Origin of the sequence: Salinicoccus halodurans (assembly GCF_900114445.1) — a bacterium.
GTDB classification, from domain to species: domain Bacteria; phylum Bacillota; class Bacilli; order Staphylococcales; family Salinicoccaceae; genus Salinicoccus; species Salinicoccus halodurans.
The window spans coordinates 130751-155480 of the sequence record NZ_FOTB01000003.1 but is presented as its reverse complement, the minus strand read 5'-3'; the positions used below and the strand labels follow the sequence as shown (position 1 = coordinate 155480).

At 45.4% G+C, this 24730-nt stretch carries 21 protein-coding genes and 1 riboswitch; of the genes, 18 read left to right on the top strand and 3 right to left on the bottom strand.

Annotated elements, in window-relative coordinates:
- Positions 1-15: 15 nt before the first annotated feature.
- Entirely contained in the window at positions 16-783 is a 768-nt protein-coding gene (locus BM271_RS07310) for a 2OG-Fe dioxygenase family protein (RefSeq protein ID WP_046789041.1), read from the top strand.
- 158 nt (positions 784-941) lie between these two features.
- Here the strand turns inward: BM271_RS07310 and BM271_RS07305 are convergent, their stop codons facing one another.
- Positions 942-1547 carry a hypothetical protein gene (locus BM271_RS07305; RefSeq protein ID WP_046789040.1) on the bottom strand — a complete coding sequence of 202 codons (606 nt, stop codon included), beginning with the start codon at positions 1545-1547 and terminating at the stop codon, positions 942-944.
- Positions 1544-2173: a hypothetical protein gene (locus BM271_RS07300; RefSeq protein WP_046789039.1), complete on the bottom strand. Its 630-nt coding sequence runs from the start codon at positions 2171-2173 to the stop codon at positions 1544-1546. Before BM271_RS07300 ends, BM271_RS07305 begins: the two co-directional genes overlap by 4 nt.
- 127 nt (positions 2174-2300) lie before the next feature.
- On the opposite strand from BM271_RS07300, the gene BM271_RS07295 reads away from it, so the two are divergent.
- The 17 genes from BM271_RS07295 to BM271_RS07215 all read left to right on the top strand — a co-directional run bounded on the left by BM271_RS07295 (position 2301) and on the right by BM271_RS07215 (position 24107).
- Positions 2301-2945 carry a hypothetical protein gene (locus BM271_RS07295; RefSeq protein WP_046789038.1) on the top strand — a complete coding sequence of 215 codons (645 nt, stop codon included), beginning with the start codon at positions 2301-2303 and terminating at the stop codon, positions 2943-2945.
- Entirely contained in the window at positions 2923-3528 is a 606-nt protein-coding gene (locus BM271_RS07290) for a hypothetical protein (RefSeq protein WP_046789037.1), read from the top strand. Before BM271_RS07295 ends, BM271_RS07290 begins: the two co-directional genes overlap by 23 nt.
- Entirely contained in the window at positions 3525-4658 is a 1134-nt protein-coding gene (locus BM271_RS07285) for an ABC transporter substrate-binding protein (protein WP_046789036.1), read from the top strand. Before BM271_RS07290 ends, BM271_RS07285 begins: the two co-directional genes overlap by 4 nt.
- An 11-nt stretch (positions 4659-4669) precedes the next feature.
- Positions 4670-5665 carry a FecCD family ABC transporter permease gene (locus BM271_RS07280; protein ID WP_046789035.1) on the top strand — a complete coding sequence of 332 codons (996 nt, stop codon included), beginning with the start codon at positions 4670-4672 and terminating at the stop codon, positions 5663-5665.
- Positions 5666-5668: 3 nt separating this feature from the next.
- On the top strand, positions 5669-6517 hold the full coding sequence (locus tag BM271_RS07275; protein WP_046789034.1) for an ABC transporter ATP-binding protein: 849 nt from the start codon (positions 5669-5671) through the stop codon (positions 6515-6517).
- A 95-nt stretch (positions 6518-6612) separates the two neighbouring features.
- Complete coding sequence (locus BM271_RS07270; protein ID WP_046789033.1) at positions 6613-7257, top strand: SDR family oxidoreductase; 645 nt, start codon at positions 6613-6615, stop codon at positions 7255-7257.
- A gap of 108 nt (positions 7258-7365) precedes the next feature.
- Positions 7366-8244: a LysR family transcriptional regulator gene (locus tag BM271_RS07265; protein ID WP_046791375.1), complete on the top strand. Its 879-nt coding sequence runs from the start codon at positions 7366-7368 to the stop codon at positions 8242-8244.
- A 116-nt stretch (positions 8245-8360) separates the two neighbouring features.
- Positions 8361-8882 carry an acyl-CoA thioesterase gene (locus tag BM271_RS07260; RefSeq protein WP_046789032.1) on the top strand — a complete coding sequence of 174 codons (522 nt, stop codon included), beginning with the start codon at positions 8361-8363 and terminating at the stop codon, positions 8880-8882.
- Positions 8883-8900: 18 nt separating this feature from the next.
- Positions 8901-9263, top strand: a complete 363-nt coding sequence (locus BM271_RS07255; RefSeq protein ID WP_046789031.1) for a hypothetical protein — start codon at positions 8901-8903, stop codon at positions 9261-9263.
- Positions 9264-9617: 354 nt separating this feature from the next.
- Complete coding sequence (locus BM271_RS07250) at positions 9618-10688, top strand: DUF2382 domain-containing protein (protein WP_052749795.1); 1071 nt, start codon at positions 9618-9620, stop codon at positions 10686-10688.
- Between the two features lie 150 nt (positions 10689-10838).
- On the top strand, positions 10839-12464 hold the full coding sequence (locus BM271_RS07245) for a BCCT family transporter (RefSeq protein WP_046789030.1): 1626 nt from the start codon (positions 10839-10841) through the stop codon (positions 12462-12464).
- Positions 12465-12669: 205 nt separating this feature from the next.
- Positions 12670-14601: a fructose-1,6-bisphosphatase gene (locus tag BM271_RS07240; RefSeq protein WP_046789029.1), complete on the top strand. Its 1932-nt coding sequence runs from the start codon at positions 12670-12672 to the stop codon at positions 14599-14601.
- Between the two features lie 74 nt (positions 14602-14675).
- Positions 14676-14776: riboswitch (yybP-ykoY riboswitch) on the top strand.
- A gap of 82 nt (positions 14777-14858) precedes the next feature.
- Positions 14859-17501 (top strand): cation-translocating P-type ATPase, encoded by a 2643-nt coding sequence (locus tag BM271_RS07235; RefSeq protein WP_046789028.1) that lies wholly within the window; start codon positions 14859-14861, stop codon positions 17499-17501.
- A 65-nt stretch (positions 17502-17566) separates the two neighbouring features.
- The gene (locus BM271_RS07230) at positions 17567-18058 is read left to right on the top strand and encodes a CHAP domain-containing protein (protein WP_046789027.1); all 492 of its coding nucleotides are present in this window, start codon (positions 17567-17569) and stop codon (positions 18056-18058) included.
- A gap of 63 nt (positions 18059-18121) precedes the next feature.
- Positions 18122-20380 (top strand): ATP-binding cassette domain-containing protein, encoded by a 2259-nt coding sequence (locus tag BM271_RS07225; protein ID WP_046789026.1) that lies wholly within the window; start codon positions 18122-18124, stop codon positions 20378-20380.
- Between the two features lie 131 nt (positions 20381-20511).
- Positions 20512-23463, top strand: a complete 2952-nt coding sequence (fdhF, locus tag BM271_RS07220) for a formate dehydrogenase subunit alpha (protein ID WP_046789025.1) — start codon at positions 20512-20514, stop codon at positions 23461-23463.
- Positions 23463-24107 (top strand): helical membrane plugin domain-containing protein, encoded by a 645-nt coding sequence (locus BM271_RS07215; RefSeq protein WP_052749794.1) that lies wholly within the window; start codon positions 23463-23465, stop codon positions 24105-24107. The genes fdhF and BM271_RS07215 overlap by 1 nt, the downstream gene beginning before the upstream one ends.
- Before the next feature lie 36 nt (positions 24108-24143).
- On the opposite strand, the gene BM271_RS07210 is transcribed toward BM271_RS07215, so the two are convergent.
- Positions 24144-24623: a nucleoside deaminase gene (locus BM271_RS07210; protein WP_046789024.1), complete on the bottom strand. Its 480-nt coding sequence runs from the start codon at positions 24621-24623 to the stop codon at positions 24144-24146.
- Between the last annotated feature and the right edge of the window lie 107 nt (positions 24624-24730).

Here is a 24730-nt window from a genome sequence, read left to right as displayed (position 1 = left end):
GGTGAGGGAATTCTAATGGGCAATTTGAAAGATTATGGTTATGAAAAATATGATTTGATGGATAGTCTGCATTACGATGGTATCGAAGAAGATTATGAGGAGATACTGGATTATTTCGAAGATCTGCCTGAGGATGATTATGCACCCGGCTTAAATAGATACAGAAGATATTCAAGGGCACTTGTACTGCCCGCATCCGGTACGATAGAATGGCTGCCCACCGTACAAAGGGAAGGCACAGAATACGCGGCATATTTTCAGGGGAAGTTCAATCCTGAACACAGCGGGTCCTACAGGGAATTCCATTCTATTGAAGAAAGCATCCAGAATAATAAACTGCTCCGGGAAATCATCATGGCTGACTACCATGAGACTTTCTGGGAAGAGGAAGAGAAGATCATGCCGATCCATGTCGGCGTCCATTTTGTGAAACTTCTCGTTAAAAATGAAGATGACAAGGCAGTATCTTCCCCTGATTGTCTGCATCAGGATGGTGAACCGTTCACCTTTGCCCATCTGATAAAACGGGAAAATGTCAGAGGCGGAACAAACGCAATCGGTATCCCCGCAGTCAAAGGGAAGAGACCTGAGGAGGTGCCGCAGGAAAACATTCATGAAATATTCGAACTGAACAAACCTCTGGAATCTTATGGCGTCTATGATTCCAAAGTCAGTCATTATGTAAGCCCGGTTGAAAAGGGGACGGAACCGGAAGAAACAGGCGTCCGTTCAATCATTCTGATCGACTACCAGCAGACAGTAGTGGCAGATGTCGATGGATAAATGATAATGAGCAGGGGGATGGTAAAAACCATCTCCCTGCTTCATTTTCAGGATTATTTCCCGGGAAAACGCAATGTTCATATTCTAGGCATCAAACCTTCTCCATCATATGGAACCGACATTTTGTGGGGCATGCCCTTCTCCTTGACTTTATATTTTTATCTTCCATCTTTCAAATAGGGGAAAAAACCTTCCAGAAAACGTTCGGTGACCGGCATGAAATAAGAACCGAAATGGTAATCGGGGTCAAGCGTCGTTACCAGCCATCGTCCTCCGCTTTCCAGCCTTTCCTCATACATCACTGCACCGCCGTCTTCTGTTGAAATAAGTACTTCCGCGCCAGATGGCGCCCAGAAGACACCATGCTGATGCCATGTGCACTCCTTCAATGTCAGGTATTTTGTAAATAACGAATGTTCAGGGGACGATAATATCAACCCGCTTCTTGGATTTTCTTCAAGCCACCACCAGAAATTTGCCGGACGAAACTCCCAATTCTGCCCTGGTATCCATTCCCATGGCTGCGGGCCTAATGCCACAACAGTCCCGCCTTCTTCTGCAAATGAAATGATTTTATCTTTGCTTTGCAGTAACAGATTCCCATTCAATTGCGACGGAACGATCAACACATCCAAATCTGATATATCCGCATTTAAAAACTCCGGATGATAAATGATTTTCGAAATATACTGATTGAACTTCGACTCATGAAATGTACGATAATGTGCATCATGTCCGCCGTATATCACACCTATATTTTTCATAATACTTTTTCCCCCTGCAGCACTGCCGTTTCCTTTATCAGCCAGCTGATGAACTGCGGTCTGATTCTGTCTGTCGATTTGCCCTGTTCCTGATAATTGAGAAGAGGCCTGCCGCCGTGCACAAAAATGAGACCCTGTGTCGATCTTCTATCCTCATAAGTAACGACATTGCCATTTTTGAATGACAGATGCGCTTCCTGATCTCCATATATATTGTAGTAACCTCTGGCAAAAAATCCTGCAACACCTTTATTGAAAGTCATATCCTCAGTAGTTACACCTTTAAATACAGAACTCCCGCTATGCGGATAGACTTTGTAATCATTATAATCCCTCACTGGCTGAGGCATGAACAAAGGGGCTCCGGGCAGCCAATTTTTAAAGAGATGGCCTTGAAATACCACAATTTTCTTTGCATCCAGAAAATCTTTCACTATATTCCTGTTTGAATATAAATATTCCTGATCCACGAAGTTTGGAAACATGAGGACATCGTAGGCACAAAGTGCTTCCGTATGCAGATTATACTGTGGAATTTTAGAGATGCTGATGGATTCCGTTGCTGTTGGCCGGACATCCACACCGAATGCATTACCGGAATCGATATACCCTATTTTTATAGTCATTTTAATCTTCTCCTTACTTTTTTATAAATTAATTGCATCTTTAATTGAAAATGATTCTCATTATCATTATAATAGACTTTGTTTGATTTGTATAAATATAATTTTTCTTAAATAAAAGGAGGAAATAATGAATAAGATTGCTTATATGGGAATTGATATACATTTTTCCCGAATCAGTGATTTGGATCACAGAAAAGGCCTGCTGTTCCTGCATGAATATGACCTGCCGTATACTGATCTGTCGGTTTTGGACGGCATCATCATTACAAATCATATAGATGAATATTATTTATTGGAACATGAAACTATTCTGCTCTCATATCTGGAGCAGGGCGGTGTCATCTTTTGTCTGGCTGAGAAATCTTTGCCGTGGCTGAAACAGATTCCAGAGTGGAAGCGTTCGCCGATTCCGCTGAAAGACCGGGAGCTGAATATCGAAAGTACGGATAACGGCCTGTTTGAGGGCGTCAGAACTGCAGATCTGGAATATCGTAAAGGAGTCCGGGGATTCTTTTCCCGGGGGTATTTTGATAATGTCTCCTCTGGCAGCAAAGTTCTGATCACAGATCAGAGTCAGAAAACAATCGTATATGTAGACAGGGAATCCACTAATGGCACTATCTATGCAGGGGCAGGGACGGATATGTATCGGATTTATACATATGAGGAAAATACAGCAAACAGAGTTGGACTACAAATGCTTGAATCCATTCGTAAAGAAGCAAGACGCATCAAAGGAGGACGCACCCATGAGTATTGCGCTGATTGTTAACGGGACACCCTATCAGAACCGGTTCCTTGAAGAACCGGACTTCCATTATTTATACGATGAAGTGATACATCTGCGTGAAATGGACTATTACGATATGTCAAAATTTGAAACGGTGCTGCTTTCATGCCGGTTGGATATCAAATTGCTTAAACGTTATCAGACACGGTTCTTAAAAGTACTCGAAGCCGGGAAGCGCATCATCATTTTTGGCGAATTTCCGGAGCATGCTTTCCCATCGGTGGACTGGGAGGATTCCGAAGTCGATTTCAGCTGGTGGGTCCGGCCGGACGGTGACCTGCCTTTGAATCAGGAACATGCCGATCACCCGCTGTACCGGTACATTACCGTTCCAGACATGAAGTGGCATTATCACGGCACATTCACTCCGCCCCATGGAGCAAAATCATTACTCGACACTCCCGAAGGGCGCTCGATTATCTATATAGATAATGTGAGTTTTAATGGAGAACTGATCGTCACATCACTGGACCCGATGTTTCATATCGGGCTTGGTTTCATCAATCAGTCCAAACCGTTTTTACACGGTTTGGCAAAATGGCTCCGGGAGGAAGAACAACAATGAAAAATACTATCAAATTAATTACTGCTGCAGCATTTTTCGGCATGCTCATGTCAGCATGCGGAACCGGGGAGGGTACTCAGAGCACAACAGAGGCCCAGCCGTCTGCAGACGAGAACGTAATAGAGGATCAGCTGGGGCGGGAAGTGACCATCAATGAAAATCCTGAAAATATTGTAGTCGGAGGTATCCTTCCATATTTCTCTACATGGTATGTTGCAACCGACTCAACTGAGGAAATTGCAGGCATGCACCCGAATTCATATAACGCAGCCGAAAACTCCATGCTTGCTGAAATTTCTCCGGAAGTGCTCGACGCTTCTACGGACTTTGTCAAAAACGGAGAAATCAATATTGAAGAATTGATGAAAATAAACCCTCACGTGTATTTCGAAAAAGAGTCGGATGAAAAAACTTTGGAGAAAGTTGCAGAAGCAGGCATCCCTTCCGTCGGACTGCAGACCAACAAGGTTGCGGATTCCGATCCACTGGCAACTTTCAACAGCTGGCTCGAACTCACTGCAGATATTAAAGGCGGAAAGGTCGATGAGCGTGTCGATTCATTCATGGAAGAAGGCAGCAATGTTCAAAATATGATTGATGACACATTGAAAGATGTAAAAGATGAAGATAAACCCCGTGTATTGTTCCTGCACAAGCATAGTGATAAATCCATCGTTGTCGGCGGCGCCAATTTCTTCAGCGAAAAATGGACCGAAGCCACGGGCGGCATAGATATCGTCGGTGATGATGGTGTTGAAGGCATGAAGGAAGTGAATATGGAACAGGTCTACGAGTGGGACCCGGACATCATATACATCACCAACTTCACTGAAACCCAGCCTGATGATTTATTGGAGGATAAAGTTCCAGGCCAGGATTGGAGTGAAGTCAAAGCAGTTCAGGAAGGCAATGTCCATAAAGTGCCCCTCGGCATCTATCGTTGGTTTCCCCCGAATGGGGATGCACCACTGATGCTGAAATGGCTTGCTCAGCATAATCACCCGGACAAATTTGATTATGATATTAAAGAAGAAATAAAGACATACTACAAAAACTTTTACGATTTCGAACTTTCAGATGAAGAAGTGGATTCCATACTTCATCCTTCATCTGAAGCTGCGAAATATTAGGATGTATATCAATGAAAAAATGGCAAATTACTATAATGTGGCTGCTGCCCCTGATAGCAGCAATACTCTCACTCGGAATCGGCAGATTTCCTGTCGATCCGATAACAATAATAAAAATATTGACTTCGCAGGTCATTCCCATCAGTCAGACATGGTCTGAGATGCAGGAAACTGTAGTAATGAATATCCGCCTGCCGAGAGTGTTACTCGCACTGCTCATCGGCGGCGGCCTGTCGATGGCCGGCGCAAGCTTCCAGGGCATGTTCGGAAACCCCCTTGTATCACCGGATATACTTGGTGTATCAGCCGGTGCCGGATTCGGTGCCTCGCTGGGAATCTTATTAATGGGGAATGGATTTGCATCTCAAATATTTGCATTGGTATTCGGCCTGCTGGCAATCGCAATCACTTTCTTTGTTGCCGGCTCTCAAAAAAGCACTCCTATTTTCATGTTTGTTCTGGCCGGGGTTATCACGTCAGCCTTATTCAATGCATTGATTTCATTGATAAAATTCGTTGCCGATCCGGAAGAGAAATTACCGGCAATCACCTACTGGCTGATGGGCAGCCTGGGGACTGCAACATACCGGGATTTGTTCATCGCAGGACCTATCATCATTATCGGAATGTTGATATTGTACTTTCTGAGATGGCGTTTGAATCTGTTGACATTATCTGAAGATGAAGCAAAATCGATGGGCATTTCTGTGACCCCTTTAAAATGGGCTGTGATTGCAGGGGCAACTTTGATTACAGCGGCGACTGTTGCTGCAGCAGGCATAGTAGGATGGGTCGGTTTGATCATTCCTCATATTGCACGCATGTTCGTCGGCAATAATAACCAGTACGTGCTGCCCGTTTCTCTTGCGATAGGCAGTGTCTATCTCCTTCTCATAGACGACCTCGCCAGAAGTGTGACAGCTACTGAAATACCATTGTCCATACTGACAGCGATTATCGGGGCACCGTTTTTCGCTTACTTATTACGTCGCATGGGAGGTCGTTAGTTTATGAAACTGGAAGTCCGAAATGCCAACTTTCATTACAGAAAAAAACGGAAGGCACTGGCAGATTTATATGCACATGAAGTGAATTTCACATTGCAGCCCGGAGAAATATTATCAATACTCGGCCCAAATGGAGCAGGAAAAACGACGATGTTGAAATGCATCACAGGATTGCTCGATTGGACTGAAGGAGAGACTTTGATTGATGGCAGATCACTAACAGACTTGAAAAGAAATGATTTATGGAAACATATCGGCTACATTCCGCAGGCACAGAAAATGACTTTCGGTTATACATTGATTGAAATGGTCATAATGGGACGGGCACCTTATATAAGCACTTTACGCCAGCCTTCAGAAGAGGATGAACGTGCCGCCTTATATGCACTGGAAACAGTCGGCATCAGGCATCTTGCAGATAAATCGAGCAATGAAGTAAGTGGCGGTGAGCTTCAACTGGCCTTAATCGCCCGTGCACTTGTCGCCGATCCGAAACTTTTGATTTTGGACGAACCGGAATCCCACTTAGATATCCAGAAACAGATTGTAATCCTGCAGGTCATCCGTAAACTGGCAGAGGAAAGGGGGATCTCCTGCATCATCAATACGCATTATCCCAATCATGCCTTCTATCTGGCAGATAAAGTATTGATGACCGGTAAGGACAAAGGGCTGGTCTTCGGTACTACAAAAGAAGTCATGACCGAAGCACGTATGAAGCATTTCTTTGGGATTGAGTTGAAGAAGATCATTTTTGAGGAGGACGACCTGTTGCTGGAGACGATGGTTCCGAAAGCATTGGGTTTGAACCGTACACTCAGCAACTGCCAGTTTAACAATTTCGCTGATTGATTTTATTCTGCATTTCCCCGGCAAACAGTTTTCTTTGTTAATCTCCGCCGCAGTGATAGCATATTCTCTATAGAATACTAAGGAGGCGTTTAAAGATGGCAAAAGTTTTAGTGGTAGGAGCGAATGGTCAGGTCGCCAAGTTTCTCACTTCCAAACTTAAAGAAAAGGGACATGATCCTGTTGCAATGATAAGAAAGGAAGAACAGGCTGCCCAATTTAAGGAACAGGGCATCGAAACTGTTCTGGCCGACCTCGAAAAAGACTTTTCCCACGCTTTTGAAAATGTGGATACCGTAGTATTTGCAGCGGGTTCAGGACCGCATACAGGACCGGATAAAACAATTATCATTGACCAGGAAGGTGCCATTGAGACGATTGATAATACCCTGGATAGAGGAATTAAGAATTTCGTCATGCTCAGCGGCCTGCCGGTGGACGGACCCAAAGGTACCGATGATAAAATGAAGCCTTATTTCTATGCTAAACACAGAGCGGATCAGTACCTGAAAAACACTGATCTGAATTATACAATCTTAAGGCCGGGACTGCTTACTGATGATGAGGAGACAGGCAAAGTTCAGATGGTTGAGCATAGTGATGCTTCCTCCGATGCAACCAACGGTGAAGTGCCGCGTCAGGATGTCGCCGAAGTACTGGCACAAATTGTCGACCGGAACAAACTGGAAGGCCGGATCTATTATCTGATTGGCGGAGACACTGACATCAAAGATGCGCTTTAATACAGATTACGGAACCATTTCAGAAAAGAAATGGTTCTTTTTTATTGAAATTAAGATTTACAGTTTATAATAATTATATCAACTCTGACCTGAAAGGAAGTGATTGCCATCGATATCAAGCATATGCGTTATTTCGTGGCGATTGTAAAATACGGCAGTATGACCGGGGCGTCGAACCACCTTTACATTTCCCAGCCGACAATCAGTAAAGCGATACAGGATATTGAAACAGAGCTTGGGATGTCCCTCTTTGACCGCACAAAGAAAAAGATCGCCCTGACCGACGCAGGCAGTGTCTTCTTTGATCAGTGCGAGGAAATACTCAGACTCCATTCGGAATTGCCGAATGATCTTAAAAACATGATTGGTATGCGCCAGGGCCATATAAAAATCGGTCTGCCTCCGATTATGGACGCCGGCAAACTGATGGCCATCATCAAAGATTTCCATGATTTATATCCTAAAATCACTTTTCAGCTGATAGAAAGCGGCAGCCGGACGATAGAATCCCGTCTGATTCAAAATGAGATCGATATCGGCATCACTGTACTGCCGACAGAAAGTGACCGCTTCGACAATTTCAATTTTATCAGCGAATCACTGTGCCTCGTCGTTCATGAGAATCACCAGCTGGCTCCCAGTCCATCTGTAAATTTGGAGGAACTCAAATATGAGAGCTTCATTATGTTCAACGAAGATTTCTATCTGAATGAAATTATCACTTCTGCATGTAAAAATGCCGGTTTCATACCGGCCATCATTTCAAAGACATCACAATGGAATTTCATAGAAGAAATGATTGAACGGGAACTTGGGGTCTGCATCATGCCGGAAAGTGTGGCGAAGCTTCTGAAAAGCTCTTCCGTCACTGTGAAAATTGAGGAGCCTGTCCTGAAATGGCGGCTTGGGGTCATCTGGAACAAGGATAAATATATTAATTTCATCACTGAAGAATGGCTGAAATTTTTCCAGCAGCATTATTCCTGAAGACTTAATACCGCTTCCATAGTTTTTCCCTATACATCCTATGAAATACCACTATTTTTATTAATACATGCAATCCTTCATACTGGCTCTATCAGGTAAAAGAAAGGTAGAGCAGAATGACAGAAACTAAAAATCCAAAAGACAGTAAGGTAATCAGCATTGACCAGGTATTTGCGAACGATTTGAACAACTACGATACACTTTTCGGCGGTGTATTGATGAAACGCATAGATAACGTGGCGTCTCTTTCTGCGAGACGTCATGCGAGAGTGAGGGAGTGTGTGACCGCCTCGATTGATTCCATTGATTTCCTCCACCCAATTACCCAATCTGAGTCTGTATGCATCGAAGCTTTTGTTACATCCACAGGAAACCGGAGCATGGAAGTTTTCTGCAAAGTAATCACCGAAGATATGATTACTGAAGACAGAAAAGTCGCAGCTACGGCATTCCTGACTTTTGTCGCACTGGATGATTCGAAACGCCCAATAAAAGTTCCCGGAATCGTACCGGAAACTGAGGAAGAAAAATATTTATACAACTCCGGCGGTCAGAGAGCTGCAATGCGCAGGGAAAGACGTATACACAGTAAAGAACTCACACAGAAAATCGGGGTCGACAAACCCTGGGATATGTAATCGGAAGGAGTAGATTTCATGTACGCAAATCAGGAAACAATACACAGCATACAAAATGATCTGTATCATATCAGTACCGAGTATCCGGAACTTTACATGCGCATACAGCATGTGACCAGCTTCGCCAGACAACTGCAGGTGAAGTACAGATACCTCGCAGATCTGATTACAGATGATGCCAGAGAACCGGAGCCGAGATTCATCAAAGCATCCGTATTGGATCTGCTGGTACTGGAAGTGGACAAGCTTAAGGAGACGCCGCATTTTGAAATATTCCTAAAACTTCTGAACGATAACAGACACAGTGATGCTCCGGAGATATTTCTCCTCGTACTCGGTGCCAGGAAAGAAACTGTAGTAAATAACGCCATCATCAGCTGATTTTTCAACGTCATGACGATAAATCCCCGAAATCCGGGGGTTTATTGAATTTTTTTTCATTCTTTATTAAATGCTTGCTTCCGGTCCACTTGTCCCGGGAACAGAATCAAAGGCGTCAGAGTTGCTCCCTTAGTAAAATCACGTTGATTATCAGCGATTCATTCATCTTTTCCATAAAATAACCTCTTTGTAATTGAACAATAAATATCATTCAATCATCCGTCACCACAAAGTTTACAAAAAAAATGAATGGGTATACCTCTAATACATGCAAGAGTAATGCATAAGTCGACCAACATGATGAAAAACAACCTGGAAAACAACCTGGAATTTAAATAAATGGAGGTATTGATTATGCGTAAGATTGAAACTTTTACAAATGAAGAAGAAGTGAATGGAAGAATTGAGCAGTTAAAAGCAGAAGGCGTCAATGAAGAAGATATAACAGTCGTGTCAAAAGAGGAACTTGCAGGGAGTGCAGTTGGATACACAGGCGTTAATTTCAGAACTTCAGAAGGCAGTGCCTGGGATAAGATTGTTTCATGGTTTTCCGATGAAGATCCGCAGGAACGCGTAATGACTGATCTGGACGTAAACGGTCAGGAAGAAGAGGAGTATAAGACCGCATTGGACCGCGGGGAAATTCTTCTCCATGTTAATAAAACAGGCGAACGCGGTACCGGTGTCTATGCCGAAGACGATGCTCTGGGTAATGATGACAGCACGGATGTGGTCCATGACAACCGGACTGTGGGCAGAGATGAAGCCATGGAAGGCCAGCACGAACAAAATGTGATGGATACTCACAGAGATGATTCCCTCGGCGATAAGGAAGGCACTTACAGCGTCGATGAAAGAGCACTCAATACCGGGGGCGGTCTTGGTGCATCAGCAACAGATGAAGGATACGATTACGATGAAAATGAAATCAGAGATAATGAAATCCGCGGCGGGGATGCACGTGAAGATCTTTCTGAAGAAGAAAGGCTCCAATTGCGCGAAGAACAGCTGAATGTGGATAAAGAAAACGTGCGGACGGGCGAAGTGAACGTGGATAAGCACGTTGAGAAAGACCACCAGGAATTTGATGTTCCGGTTGAACGTGAGGAAGTCTCCGTTGAACGGCGTCCGGTGGAAGGTGATGTGAGGCCTGGATCAATTGATGGCGCTGAAGATGATTCCATCCACATCCCGGTCAACGAAGAACGCGTTAATGTAGAAAAAGAAAATGTGGTCAATGAGGAAGTCGTCGTTAAAAAAGATAAGGTCAGAGATACAGAACATGTTTCGGAAGATGTCCAGCGTGAAGAAGTCGATATCAATGAAACAGATAACAGAGACCGCGAATTCAGAAACAGAAATGTCGACGGGAATATCGATAAAGAAGACGATAATTTCCCGGGAAATGATAATTACAGAAGATAATAGATTAACCGGATAAGGGCTCACAGTGTAAACTGTGGGCCTTTTTTACTGTATTTGTATATTTACACCCTTGAAATGGATCGCTATTATTGTTATTCTCTTAATGTTTGCTTCTTACTTTTTAAAAGTAATTAATAAAGGGAGGAAAAAATGAATAATAATACAAAAAAACCAGAGAGAAAAATTTCCAAAGTATTCACCTATGCGGCAATTGTAGTCGGTCTCTTGGTGGTTATCGGGGCCGTTTTCCCTGATCAGTTTGGACAAATTTCAGGTTCGGTTTCCAGCTGGATTACTGAATACTTCGGCTGGTACTATATGATTTTAACAACATTGCTTGTCTTTTTCTGTATATATCTCATGTTAAGTCCCATAGGAAAATTAAAATTGGGAAAACCGAAAGATAAACCGGAATTCAGAACGGTTTCATGGCTGGCCATGCTGTTCAGTGCAGGTATGGGAATCGGACTTGTATTCTACGGAGCGTCGGAACCGATGTCACACTATGTCGCACCGCCGACCGCCGATCCCGAAACAAAAGCGGCCATTCTCGAATCCATGCGTTCCACATTTCTCCACTACGGATTCCATCCGTGGGCAATGTACGGAGTAGTGGCTCTGGCTCTCGCGTATTCCCAGTTTAGAAAAGGTGAAAGCGGTCTGCTCTCCAAAACGCTGCGTCCTATATTCGGGAACAAGGTTGACGGCGGCCTCGGCGTACTTGTCGATGTGCTCGCTGTATTCGCTACAATCATCGGTGTGGCCGTTTCCCTCGGCGTAGGCGCCCTGCAGATCAACGGCGGGTTGAATTACCTGTTTGGTATTCCGAACAATCTGGTTGTACAGGGCATAATCATTGCAGTGGTTACCGCACTGTTCATGATCAGTGCCTGGAGCGGACTGAGCAAAGGAATTCAATACCTCAGTAATACAAACATGGTACTTGCCGGGCTTTTATTCGCAATTATTCTGGTTGTCGGACCGACTATGCTGATTTTGAATATGATGACTGAAGCAACCGGTTCATATTTACAGACATTTTTGCAGAACAGTTTTGATGTAGCCACTTTGAATGAGCAGAAAAATGAGTGGATGGCATCCTGGACAATTTACTATTGGGGCTGGTGGATGAGCTGGAGTCCGTTTGTCGGCATCTTTATCGCGAGGGTATCCCGCGGCCGTACAATACGTGAGTTCGTCGGTGCAGTTATATTTGTACCGACAGTCATCGGTATCATCTGGTTCAGCGTATTTGGAATGACAGGTATCAACGCCGGCCAGTCAAATCCCTCTATATTCGAGCTGCCTCCAGAAATACAGCTCTTTGCGGTTTTCAATGAACTGCCCATGGGCTCTGTGCTGTCCATTATCGCGATTCTGTTAGTTTCTGTGTTCTTCATCACTTCAGCAGACTCTGCGACATTCGTACTGGGAATGCAGTCTTCATTCGGTTCCCTGTCACCTTCAGGCAGAGTCAAAATCGTCTGGGGTCTGGGATTGTCATCAATCGCCTATATCCTGTTGCTGGCCGGCGGGGAAACAGGACTGAGTGCACTCCAGTCCGCAGCGATCATATCCGCCCTGCCATTTAGTGTTGTCGTGATCCTGATGGTCATTTCGTTCTTCAAGGATGCCAACAGTGAAAGAAAATATCTGGGTCTCTCCATCACACCGAATAAAAAGCGTATGCAGGCTTATTTGGAAAATACTCCGGAAGAACATCAGGAAGAAGTTGAATCCTATATTGAATCGCAGGATGATACAAAAGGAATATAAATATACAGCACGGACCGGCTCACCGGACCGTGCTTTTTTGTGATTTTGGAAACGGTACGTTAATTTATAAACGAATAGATGTTATTCTTATTATGGAAGCGTTTAATTGGATGAAAATTTAGTATAATGGAAAATGACACGTTAATCTCGGCCATAGATACATAAAAATCTGTTACGGCCGTCAATCAGAGGAGGATATGCGATTTTGGAGACAAAATATCTGGATTTATTAGCTGAAAAGTATGATCAGGAAGAAAAAGTCGCTACAGAAATCATCAACTTGGAATCCATCCTGGATCTGCCGAAAGGAACTGAACATTTCGTCAGTGATCTGCACGGCGAGTTCCAGGCATTTCAGCATGTTTTGAGAAATGGTTCCGGGAATGTCAGACAGAAGATTACAGACATTTTCAAAGATACTCTGAGTGAAGAAGAGATCAGCCAGTTTGCGGCACTGGTATACTATCCGGAGGAAAAGCTGCAGCTGATCAAAAATCAGTTCGAATCGAAAAAAGAACTGGATGAATGGTATGTCATGAAAATCGACCAGATGATCGATCTGATTGCCTATGCTTCTTCCAAGTATACCCGCTCCAAACTCCGCAAGGCATTGCCTGAACAGTTCGTTTTCATCATTGAAGAACTTCTCTATAAAAGTGATGAGTACAGCAATAAGAAACCGTACTATGAGAAACTCGTTCAGCAGATCATCGATCTCGGCCAGGCGGATAAGCTGATCATCGGCATGTCCTACACGACACAGCGCCTTGTGGTCAACCACCTTCATGTCGTCGGCGATATATATGACCGGGGTCCTGAGCCGGACAGGATCATAGAAACGCTGATCGACTACCACTCTCTGGATATCCAATGGGGCAACCACGATGTCCTCTGGATCGGTGCGTATGCAGGTTCCAAAGTCTGTCTGGCGAACATACTCAGAATATGTGCCCGCTACGATAATCTGAACATCATCGAGGACGCGTACGGCATCAATCTCCGTCCGCTGGTCAACCTGGCGGAAAAACATTATGATGACAACCCTGCATTCCATCCCAAGAAGACAGCCGACCAGAATCTTTCCGACCTTGAGAAACTGCAGATTACGAAGATCCATCAGGCGATTGCCATGATCCAGTTCAAACTGGAAAGCCCGATCATCAAACGCCGGCCATCCTTCGATATGGATGAAAGGCTCGTTTTGGAAAAAGTGGATTATGACAAACAGGAAATTACTGTTTACGGAAAGACGTATCCGCTAGAGAACACATGCTTCGCTACTGTGGACAGAAAAGACCCTGCCAGGCTGCTGCCGGAGGAAGAGGAAGTCATCAATAAACTGCTCCTTTCCGTGCAGCAGTCTGAAAAACTCAGACGCCACATGAATTTCCTGATGAAGAAAGGCAGTCTCTACCTGAAATATAACGGCAACCTGCTTATTCATGGCTGCATCCCTGTGGATGAAAACGGCAAAATGGAAAAAATGGAAATTGACGGCCGGTCGTACAAGGGCCGTGAATTACTGGAGCAGTTTGAAGACTATGTCCGCAAGGCGTTTGCAGATAAGGAAACGACAGATGACCTGGCGACCGATCTTGTGTGGTACCTCTGGACAGGAAAGTATTCATCATTGTTCGGAAAACGTGCCATGACCACATTCGAACGTTATTTCATCAAAGACAAAACTTCCCACAAAGAAGAAAAGAACCCATATTATCATTTGAGGGAAGACAACGATATGTGCCGCAAGATGCTGGAGGAATTCGATCTTGATCCAAACCAGGGCCGCATCATCAACGGCCATACGCCGGTGAAGGAAATAGACGGGGAGGATCCCATCAAAGCTGATGGCAAAATGATTGTCATCGACGGCGGATTTTCCAAAGCCTATCAGTCCACTACAGGCATCGCGGGCTATACCCTGCTTTACAACTCATTCGGCATGCAGCTGGTTGCCCATCAGCATTTCAATTCCAAAGAGAATGTTCTGCTGGACGGCGCCGATGTACTCTCTGTACGCCGTGTCGTGGATGAGGAACTGGAGAGGAAGAAAGTCCGGGACACCAACATTGGTGAAAAGCTTCAGGAAGAAATCAAGATGCTTAAAGAGCTGATGGCCTATCGCTATATCGAATAGGAATCCCGCAGTTCGCTATTTTATGAATTTGACGACAGACATGTTAAACTTTAATTAATTACAATATTCTTTGGCTGATCGTCAAAGGGGAGTAGCGTTGGAAAAGAACCTCTTTTTCAAAATAAAGTCGTCAGTACATGGAGGAATCCATCGGCTTTATTAGCATATATTGCTCGGCGAGACCTTTGCCCCCTGGGTAAAGGTCTCGCTTTTTCATTATGGCGATCATATTTCGGGAAGGAGGACATGATTATAATATGGCTGTTTACCAAAAAAGCATTGAAGATGTTCTGGACGATGTGAATACGACGGAAAATGGTCTGACGGATGCGGAAGCCGGCAGAAGGATTGATGAATACGGTTATAACGAAATAGAGGAAAAAGAGAAAGCTTCGACGCTGAAGCTCTTTCTTGAGACTTTCAAGGATGCGATGGTGATTGTACTGCTCGTGGCGGCAGGAGTACAGATTGCACTCGGTGAAATTGCTGAATCTGCAATCATCTTTCTTGTACTCATCATCAATGCAATCATCAGCGTCGCACAGACGAAGAAGGCGGAGAGTTCACTGGAAGCACTGCAGGATATGTCCGCGCCTGAAGCAAACGTTCTGCGTGACGGTACAAAAATGACTCTGCCGGCGAAAGAACTCGTGCCGGGTGATATTGTTTTCCTTGAAGCGGGAGACTATGTACCGGCTGACGGACGTGTCATCGAAAGTGGTTCACTGAAAGTGAATGAAGGAATGCTCACGGGTGAATCCGAAGCAGTTGAAAAAGATATGAAGACCATCGCCGAAGAGGCTGTTCTTGGAGACAGAACTAACATGCTCTTTTCCAGTTCACTGGTTGTTTACGGACGCGGCACCTTTGTAGTTACCGGCACAGCTGAACAGACTGAAATCGGCAAGATCGCCGATATGCTTTCAACCGCAGAACAAAAACAGACGCCATTACAGCTTAAACTGAACAGCTTCAGCAAAAAGCTTGGAATCGGGATACTTATACTCTGTCTGCTGATCTTTGCTGTACAGGCCGCCCGCATCTGGCTTGGCGACAGTAACGTCGATACAACGACTGCATTGCTCAATGCTCTGATGTTCTCTGTAGCCATCGCCGTTGCCGCGATACCGGAGGCGCTACAGTCCATCGTGACGATCGTACTCTCAGTCGGAACCAACAAGATGGCAAAGCAGCATGCAATCATCAGAAAATTGCCTGCAGTGGAAACACTGGGTTCCACAAGCATCATCTGTACGGATAAGACAGGGACACTCACACAAAATAAAATGACGGTCACCGATCATTTCATACCCGGCGTTTCAAATGAGACTCTTCCCGAAAACCCGGATGAATGGAGCATGTCTGAGAAGATGCTCGTCAATATCGGAGTGCTTTGCAATGATTCCTACATCAATAAAGATGGAAACGAAATAGGAGATCCGACTGAAGTAGCACTTATCAACTTTGCAAATGCCAACCATGAAGATTATGAAGAAATCCGGAACAGGTATCCGAGACAGGCGGAACTGCCGTTTGATTCCGAACGTAAGCTCATGTCCACGGTACATGAAATCGACGGTACACCGGTTATGCTCATCAAGGGCGGACCTGACGTCATATTCGAGAGGGCGGCCTATGTGCTCATAGATGGAGAAGAACAGCCAGTCAGCAATGAGATGCTCCAGCAGTTCCATGATGCCTATGAAACATTCTCGAAGCAGGCACTCAGAGGACTTGCATTCGGCTATAAGAAACTGGATGACAACAACACCGCAATAACGCATGATAATGAAGATGATATCGTTCTCACCGGGCTCGTCGCAATGATGGATCCCCCGCGTGATGCAGTATACGGCTCAATCGAGGAATCCAAAAAAGCTGGCATCCGTACCGTCATGATAACGGGTGACCATAAGATCACAGCCCAGGCAATCGGCAGGGAAATCGGCCTGATGGCGGAAGAAGATATCGCCGTTACAGGCAGAGAACTGGATGCTATGCCCGAAGAAGAACTTGAAGAAAAGCTGGAAAGCATTTCAGTTTACGCCCGGGTATCCCCGGAGAATAAAATCCGCATCGTCCGTGCCTGGCAGAAAAAAGACGTCATCACCGCCATGACCGGTGACGGAGTAAATGATGCACCTGCACTGAAACAGGCAGATATCGGCATTGCAATGGGCAGCGGTACTGAAGTTGCCAAAGACTCTTCGGCGATGGTCCTCACTGATGATAACTTCGTATCCATTGTGAATGCTGTCGGTGTCGGCCGGACCGTGTTTGATAATATTAAAAAGGCGATTGGATATTTATTCGCCGGGAATTTAGGAGCGATCATCGCCATCCTTTACGCAGTAACGCTCAATTTACCTAATCCATTTACAGCACTGCAGCTGCTGTTCATCAACCTGGTCAATGACTCATTGCCTGCCATCGCACTTGGCATGGAGAAATCAGAGCCAGATGTGATGAAAAGAAAACCACGCAATGTGGGCGAAGATATTTTTGCAGGCGGCACATTGAAATCCGTAATCACCCGGGGTATTCTGATCGGTATTGCTGTTATCATCTCCTTCCATATCGGACTGAGTGCGTCTGTGGAAATCGGCGTGGCCATGGCGTTTACGACATTGATACTTTCCAGGACTCTTCAGACATTTGCAGCAAGATCCAATACACAGACGGCATTCGGTGCCGGATTCTTCCAGAATAAATATGTCATCGGTGCTGTCATCCTCGGTTTCGGACTGTACGGTATGACGACATTACCGGTTGTCAGGGGAATCTTCAATATCCCTCCGGAATTCGGCATGGACGAATGGCTGATTTCAACAGGGCTGGCCCTGGCTTCTGTCATCATGATGGAAGCTGTGAAAATATTCCAGCAAAAGATGAACGGGTAATTTAAAATTACGGCATCCAACGTGTATAATGTCATTCAGTAAAAATATAAGAGGCAGGAAATTTAATGAAAAAAATGATTTTTACGGCAGTCATATTAATCATCGCTGCCACGGGGCTCATCATCGCTGATAACCAGACTGAAGACGGGCTGTTAAAAGAGATAGAGTATATCATCATGCCGGACCCCATGGAAAATAACAGATATGACGCAGGCCAATGCACCCACTATATTTTCGAAAAAGTGAAAGAGGATGGAAATATGATCGAATCAGATTGGGATGATGCAAAATACTGGGCCGAAAGTGCGCAGGAAGACGATTATACGGTTAATGGAATGCCTGCACAGGGAGCCATACTGCAAACTGATCAGGGAGAACTCGGACATGTTGCTTATATCGAATCCATAAATGAGGACGGTTCTATTGAAATCTCTGAAATGAATCTCGTCGAGGCATACGAAATCACGGAACGGACAATAGAGGAAGGCGAAATTGATCAATACCAGTATATCCATCCCGAGGAGAATCCGTATGACGAAAAGGAAGAAGCAGCATAAAAATATTCCTGGATGTGCATGATTCAAATCATTTGGGTAAATACACTAGAGAGGTGAACTTCAATGTCAGAAATACGCGTCATCGGCGCCAATCAGAATAATTTAAAAAATGTGAACGTTGATATTCCTAAACATCAGCTCACAGTATTTACCGGACGGTCCGGTTCAGGGAAATCCTCCCTTGTATTCAGTACGCTGGCTGCTGAATCTGAACGTCTGCTGAACGAAACATATTCAAGCTACATCCAGCATCAGTTAACCCAGTATGAAAAGCCGGATGTCGATCATATAGAAAATCTGCCTGTAGCAATGATCATCAATCAAAAAAGGCTGGGCGGGAATTCCAGATCGACCGTCGGTACCATTTCAGACATCTATGCATCCGTACGGCTGCTATGGTCCCGTATCGGCGAGCCGTTCGTCGGTTATTCCAATGTATTTTCATTCAATAATCCAAGCGGTATGTGCGAGAGGTGCCAGGGCCTGGGTTATGTTGAAGATATTGATCTGAATGAACTGCTGGATTTTGACAGATCGCTGAATGAGGATGCCATCAGATTTCCGTCTTTCAGACCCGACAGCTGGAGAGGTAAACGCTATTTATACAGCGGCCTTTTTGATAACGATAAAAAACTCAGAGATTATACTGAAGAAGAAATGGATACATTCCTCTATACAAAACCGAAAAAATTAAAGAATCCGCCTGAAAATTGGCCGAGGACCGCAAAATTTGAAGGGCTTATCCACCGCTTCAGACGTTCGTTCCTGCTCAATGATAATTTTGAAAAGAAACGCTTCCTTGACGATGTAAAACGGGTGGTCACTTCGCATAGATGTCCTGAGTGTGAAGGGAGACGGCTCAACCCGAAAGTATTAAGCTGTAAGATCGATGGGATGAACATTGCCGATTTCACTTCATTGTCCATCGATGAGGCAATTGCTTTCCTTACCAAACTGGAAGAGGATAAAGCGGTATTCATAATAAAACCGCTTCTTGAACAATTGGAGGCATTGTCCTATGTCGGCCTGAACTATTTGACGCTTGACCGGGAAACACCCACTCTCTCCGGCGGAGAATCCCAGAGGATAAAACTGATACGCCATCTGAACAGCCCGCTGTCCGACCTTGTATATATCATTGATGAGCCGAGCGTGGGCCTCCATCCTGAAGATATAGAAAAGATTAATGACATCATGCGTTCCATACGCGATAAGGGGAATACGGTTCTCGTCGTTGAACATGATCCCGATGTCATACGCATTGCAGATTACATCATAGATATCGGGCCGGGAGCCGGCCAGCACGGAGGAGAGATCATTTTTACCGGCACATACGACGCACTGATACAGTCGGATACCCCGACAAGCAGGGCACTGAACCGGAAACACCGGTTAAAGCAGGATCCGAGGAAACCAGAAGATTTCATACACTTGAAAAACATCACACAGAATAATCTGGAGAATGTTTCCGTGGATATACCGAAGCGGGCGCTGTCAGTCATTACCGGTGTTGCCGGTTCCGGGAAAAGTACGCTGCTCACAGCGGGTCTCGGACATTCACAGGGCATCATATTCATAGACCAGAAACCGGTACATGCTTCAAACCGTTCCAATCTGCTGACATACATGGACCTTTTCGACGAGATCCGGACATTCTTCAGCCAGCAGACCGGTCTGAGGAAAGGCATGTTCAGCTATAATTCAGAAGGGGCATGCCCGGAATGCGGCGGTAAAGGCGTAATTAAAACCGAGCTTGCGTTCATGCCGGATTTTTCTCAAGTTTGTGAAGTCTGCGGCGGAACAAGATATAAACCGGAAGTACTTGAGGCGACAGTGAAAGGCTACTCAATTGCAGATGTACTGGCATTGACGGTCGAGGAAGCCCTTTCGATATTCAAAAAGAACACCCGGGTCATTGCCCGTCTCAGGCACCTCGAGGCGACAGGGCTTCATTATATGACGCTCGGCCAGTCACTCGATACATTGTCAGGCGGTGAAATTCAGCGTGTGAAATTAAGCAGGCATATGGACAGTGAAGCCACGGGGGAGACTTTCATATTTGATGAGCCCACCACCGGTCTTCATGAAGATGATATTCCGATCTTGCTCGCCTGCTTCGAAAAGCTGATCGATCAGGGGAATACGGTCATACTGATCGAACACAATCTTACGATGATGATGCATGCAGACTGGATTGTGGATGTTGGTCCCGGGCCGGGTGCGCATGGCGGAAATATTTTATACAGCGGTGCGCCACAGGGACTGCTTGATATTAAAAATTCAGTGACGGCAAAGCATATTCAGAAATATATCAACCAATAAGAAGATGGGAGCTGCTCCCCTCTTCTTTATTTTTACCTAATATAAACATCTGAATACTCTGAATTAATGGTTCAAACCATTAATAAAGGGGAAAACAGAAAACATAATGACCTGCGAAAGGAGATATGAACATGAATGAACCTCGTGAGATTACGCTTAACGGAATGAAGCAGAGTGTTGAAGGAGATGCTGCACTTCTGAATCATTTAAAGGCGCAGGGTGCAGAACCGCCGCACCTTTGTTATCACGAAAGCCTCGGCGCCCTTGAAACATGTGATGCATGCATTGTCAAAGTCAACGGTGAATACGTCCGTTCCTGTTCCACAACCATCAATGAAGGAGACGTGGTCGAAACAACCGGAGATGATATTCACGAAGCACAGCTTATTGCTATGGACCGTATTTTAGGCAATCATGAGCTTTACTGTACAGTGTGTGATTTCAACAACGGTAACTGTGAAATACATAATACGGTAAAGGAGATGAGAATCAGCCACCAGGACACACCGCACACCGGCAAAGATCATGCAGTCCAGCGCAACGCGTTTTACCGCTATGACCCCGACCAGTGCATTTTGTGCGGGAGATGTGTGGAAGCCTGCCAGGATCTGCAGGTGAACGAAACACTCCTGATTGACTGGACTCTGGAAAGGCCCCGTGTCATATGGGATAACGATACAACAATAGATGAATCCTCCTGTGTGAACTGCGGACACTGTTCAACAGTCTGTCCATGTAATGCAATGATGGAAGTCGGTATGGAAGGGGAAGCCGGCTTCCTGACAGGCATGGCCGAGGAGAATTTCAGGCCGATGGTCGACATCACTAAAAATATTGAAACAGGTTACGGCTCTCTTATGGCTGTTTCGGATGTTGAAGCGACGATGCGTGAAGAACGGATCAAAAAGACAAAAACAGTCTGTACCTATTGCGGTGTGGGATGTTCATTCGATGTCTGGACAAAAGACCGTGAGATTTTAAAGATTGAACCTCAGGCGGAGGCACCGGCGAATGGTGTGTCTACATGTGTCAAAGGCAAATTCGGATGGGATTTTGTGAACAGTGAGGAACGTCTGACAAAGCCTCTGATTCGCGAAGGCAATGAATTCAGGGAGGCTGAATGGGAAGAAGCACTCTATCTCATAGAAAAGAAATTCAAAGAGACTATAGTGGAGAAGGGAGCCGATGCGTTAGCATTCATTTCATCTTCAAAATGTACAAATGAAGAATCCTATCTGATGCAGAAGCTTGCACGCGGTGTAATCGGGACGAATAATATTGATAACTGTTCCAGGTACTGCCAGTCTCCTGCGACGATGGGGCTTTGGCGTACAGTGGGTTACGGCGGTGATTCTGGCGGCATAGGCGATATCGCCCAGGCAGAGCTTGTCATTTCCGTAGGTTCCAATACAGCAGAGTCCCACCCTGTACTCGCAACGCGTGTCAAACGCGCACAGAAGCTACACGGACAAAAAGTCATTGTTGCCGATCTGCGTGAGAATGAGCTTGCCAGCCGTGCGGATCTTTTCGTCAGACCGGCTCCGGGAAGCGATCTCGTATGGCTGTCTGCAGTGACGAAATACATCATTGACCAGGGATGGGATGATAAATCATTCCTCCGCGACCACGTGAATGATGTCGACGAGTATATGGCGAGCCTGGATAAATATACATTGGATTATGCAGAAAGTGTTACGGGGATGACAAAAGAAGAACTTATTGAAATCGCAACCTCCATCCACGAAGCAAAAACGACTTCTATTCTGTGGGCTATGGGTATCACACAGCATGGCGGGGGCAGTGATGCTAGTACAGCCATTTCGAACCTCCTGCTTGTGACAGGAAACTACATGAAGCCAGGTGCAGGGGCATACCCGCTCCGCGGACATAACAACGTCCAGGGGGCAAGCGACTTCGGCAGCATGCCGGACCGCTTCCCCGGCTATCAGTTTGTTACTGATGATGATGTACGTGCAAGGTTTGAAGAAAACTGGGGGGTCGAACTCACAACAAAACCCGGCTTGAATAACCACGAAATGGTCGAAAGCATTCATAACGGTGATCTTGAAGTCCTTTATTTGAAGGGCGAAGATATGGGCCTTGTAGACTCGAATATAAACCATGTACAGTCTGCCTTTGAAAAATTGAAATTCTTCGTGGTTCAGGATATATTCTTTTCCAAAACGTGCCAGTATGCAGATGTAGTGCTGCCTGCCAGCCCGAGCCTGGAAAAGGATGGCACATTTGTAAATACTGAAAGGAGATTCCAACGCCTGTACAAAGCAATCGAGCCCCTTGGTGAATCGAAGCCGGATTGGCAGATCATCAAGGAAATCGCCAACCGCATGGGCGCAGGATGGAACTACGAACACCCAGGTGAAATCATGGATGAAGCGGCTTCTCTTACACCGTTGTTCGCGGGTGTAAGCTACGATCGTCTTGAAGGATATGACAGTCTGCAATGGCCGGTCGCAGAAGACGGTACAGATACACCGCTCCTGTTCGAAAAAGAATTTCCACTGCCTGGAGGAAAAGCCCGCCTGTGGCCGGTTGAATGGACAAAACCGCTCGAATTTGAAGATCAATATGACCTTCACGTCAATAACGGCAGACTTTTGGAGCATTTCCATGAAGGAAATATGACATATAAATCCGAAGCGATTACAGGGAAAACACCGGAAGTATTCCTTGAAGTATCACCCGATCTTGCAAAAGAACGTAAACTCGAAGATGGAACCAAAGTCCGTCTGACTTCTCCTTACGGCAGTGTCAAAGTGAGCTGTGTCGTAACAGACCGTGTATTCGGCAATCAGCTGTATCTGCCGATGAACTCATCAGGAGAAGGAGCGATCAACTATTTGACAAGCTCACACGCCGATAAAGATACAGACACACCTGCGTATAAAGAGGTTTCTGTAAAAATGGAAGTGCTGGAACCGAAAGGAAAGAGCCCGCTTCCTAAAATCAATCACCGTTACGGTAATCCGCAGCCTCAGATCGGTGTAAATGTAGAAGAGAAGTGGGCAAGGAACGATTATATATTCCCGGGAGATATCGTAAAGGAAAGAAGGGGGAATAAATAATGGCCAAGGCGACGAAAGTGGTTCATAAAATGAAAGTCGACCCTGAAACAAAGCATGCCCGGGAACTTCATGAACTGGAGCAGCTTCTCATGGAACATAAGGAAGTCCTTGGTGATCTCCTCTCCATAGCAGACAAGATGAAAGACCGTGAAATACTGGATATGGTGGGCAGCAGCCTTGGACAAAGTGACAAGGTCATCCACAGGATAGTGACTGCGCTCGAGGATTCCGATGCACCCCAGTCCATCAAGAATCTGCTGCTCCTGTTCCAGCTCCTCGGGACGATAAATATGAGTGAGATTGAACCGCTTGTGCTCAAGCTCAATACCGGGATCGCGAAAGCGGCTGAATACGAACATAAAAATAAACCCGCGGGCTATTCGGGGCTTCTCGGTGCTTTAAAGGACCCTGAAGTGATCGAAGGGGCTAATGTTCTCCTTCAGATACTGAAGGGGATGGGCACCTCGAAAGACGCCGAGGAGAATGTGAAGCCTCAAAAAGAACGGGTCCAAAATCCAGAAAGGGAAATGGATGAAGAGGAGAACCATCCTGACACAAAGAAACTGCCGAAACCGTACGGATACGCTTTGGCAGCAGGCACCGGTGCTTTATTGATGATCCCTCTTGTATTTCTAAGAAAATGAAAGGAGGTCCCCTCGCCGGGGGCCTCCTTTGCGTCTTTATGACCTTTGGTGGTATGCATATTGTAATTTACGCACTGCTTCCGACAGCTCCGTATCCGGACCGTCAACTTCTGCCCCGCGGAGCACTTCGGGGATGGCCAGTCCTTTCAATAACCCCGGTTCGACACCGAGATCCTTCTGCCAGGATTTCAGCTGTTCCGTCGAGCTCGCATAGACAATCCGGCCCAGCCCCGCCAGTCCATGGGCCGAGGCACACATGGAGCAATGTTCCCCTGAAGTGTACACTGTTGCATACCGCCGGTCCTCTGCATTCATGTTGCCGGCAGCCCACCGTGCAATCTCAAATTCCGGGTGACGTGTATTGTCACCGCCGGAGTTCCTGTTATAATCTTCAAACATCACTTCACCCTCACGGGATACCAGCATTGAACCAAAGGGAGAATTGCCTTTCTCCAGCGCTTCTCCAGCCAGTTCCACACAACGCTCCAAATATTTCTTGTCCATTTCAGAAATCATGTTATCATCCTTTCCGGCATTTATTATTAAAGCATACGTTTATCGTTTTTCTTTTAGTATATACTTAAAGTAATATGAATAGTATAATCCTCAAATGAATGAGGCAA

Excerpts from the sequence above, each read along its gene's own strand:
- BM271_RS07310 (WP_046789041.1), top strand. The coding sequence starts at position 16 with ATGGGCAATTTGAAAGATTATGGTTATGAAAAATATGATTTGATGGAT.
- BM271_RS07305 (WP_046789040.1), bottom strand. The coding sequence starts at position 1,547 with ATGAAAAATATAGGTGTGATATACGGCGGACATGATGCACATTATCGT.
- BM271_RS07300 (WP_046789039.1), bottom strand. The coding sequence starts at position 2,173 with ATGACTATAAAAATAGGGTATATCGATTCCGGTAATGCATTCGGTGTG.
- BM271_RS07295 (WP_046789038.1), top strand. The coding sequence starts at position 2,301 with ATGAATAAGATTGCTTATATGGGAATTGATATACATTTTTCCCGAATC.
- BM271_RS07290 (WP_046789037.1), top strand. The coding sequence starts at position 2,923 with ATGAGTATTGCGCTGATTGTTAACGGGACACCCTATCAGAACCGGTTC.
- BM271_RS07285 (WP_046789036.1), top strand. The coding sequence starts at position 3,525 with ATGAAAAATACTATCAAATTAATTACTGCTGCAGCATTTTTCGGCATG.
- BM271_RS07280 (WP_046789035.1), top strand. The coding sequence starts at position 4,670 with ATGAAAAAATGGCAAATTACTATAATGTGGCTGCTGCCCCTGATAGCA.
- BM271_RS07275 (WP_046789034.1), top strand. The coding sequence starts at position 5,669 with ATGAAACTGGAAGTCCGAAATGCCAACTTTCATTACAGAAAAAAACGG.
- BM271_RS07270 (WP_046789033.1), top strand. The coding sequence starts at position 6,613 with ATGGCAAAAGTTTTAGTGGTAGGAGCGAATGGTCAGGTCGCCAAGTTT.
- BM271_RS07260 (WP_046789032.1), top strand. The coding sequence starts at position 8,361 with ATGACAGAAACTAAAAATCCAAAAGACAGTAAGGTAATCAGCATTGAC.
- BM271_RS07255 (WP_046789031.1), top strand. The coding sequence starts at position 8,901 with ATGTACGCAAATCAGGAAACAATACACAGCATACAAAATGATCTGTAT.
- BM271_RS07250 (WP_052749795.1), top strand. The coding sequence starts at position 9,618 with ATGCGTAAGATTGAAACTTTTACAAATGAAGAAGAAGTGAATGGAAGA.
- BM271_RS07245 (WP_046789030.1), top strand. The coding sequence starts at position 10,839 with ATGAATAATAATACAAAAAAACCAGAGAGAAAAATTTCCAAAGTATTC.
- BM271_RS07235 (WP_046789028.1), top strand. The coding sequence starts at position 14,859 with ATGGCTGTTTACCAAAAAAGCATTGAAGATGTTCTGGACGATGTGAAT.
- BM271_RS07230 (WP_046789027.1), top strand. The coding sequence starts at position 17,567 with ATGAAAAAAATGATTTTTACGGCAGTCATATTAATCATCGCTGCCACG.
- BM271_RS07225 (WP_046789026.1), top strand. The coding sequence starts at position 18,122 with ATGTCAGAAATACGCGTCATCGGCGCCAATCAGAATAATTTAAAAAAT.
- fdhF (WP_046789025.1), top strand. The coding sequence starts at position 20,512 with ATGAATGAACCTCGTGAGATTACGCTTAACGGAATGAAGCAGAGTGTT.
- BM271_RS07215 (WP_052749794.1), top strand. The coding sequence starts at position 23,463 with ATGGCCAAGGCGACGAAAGTGGTTCATAAAATGAAAGTCGACCCTGAA.
- BM271_RS07210 (WP_046789024.1), bottom strand. The coding sequence starts at position 24,623 with ATGATTTCTGAAATGGACAAGAAATATTTGGAGCGTTGTGTGGAACTG.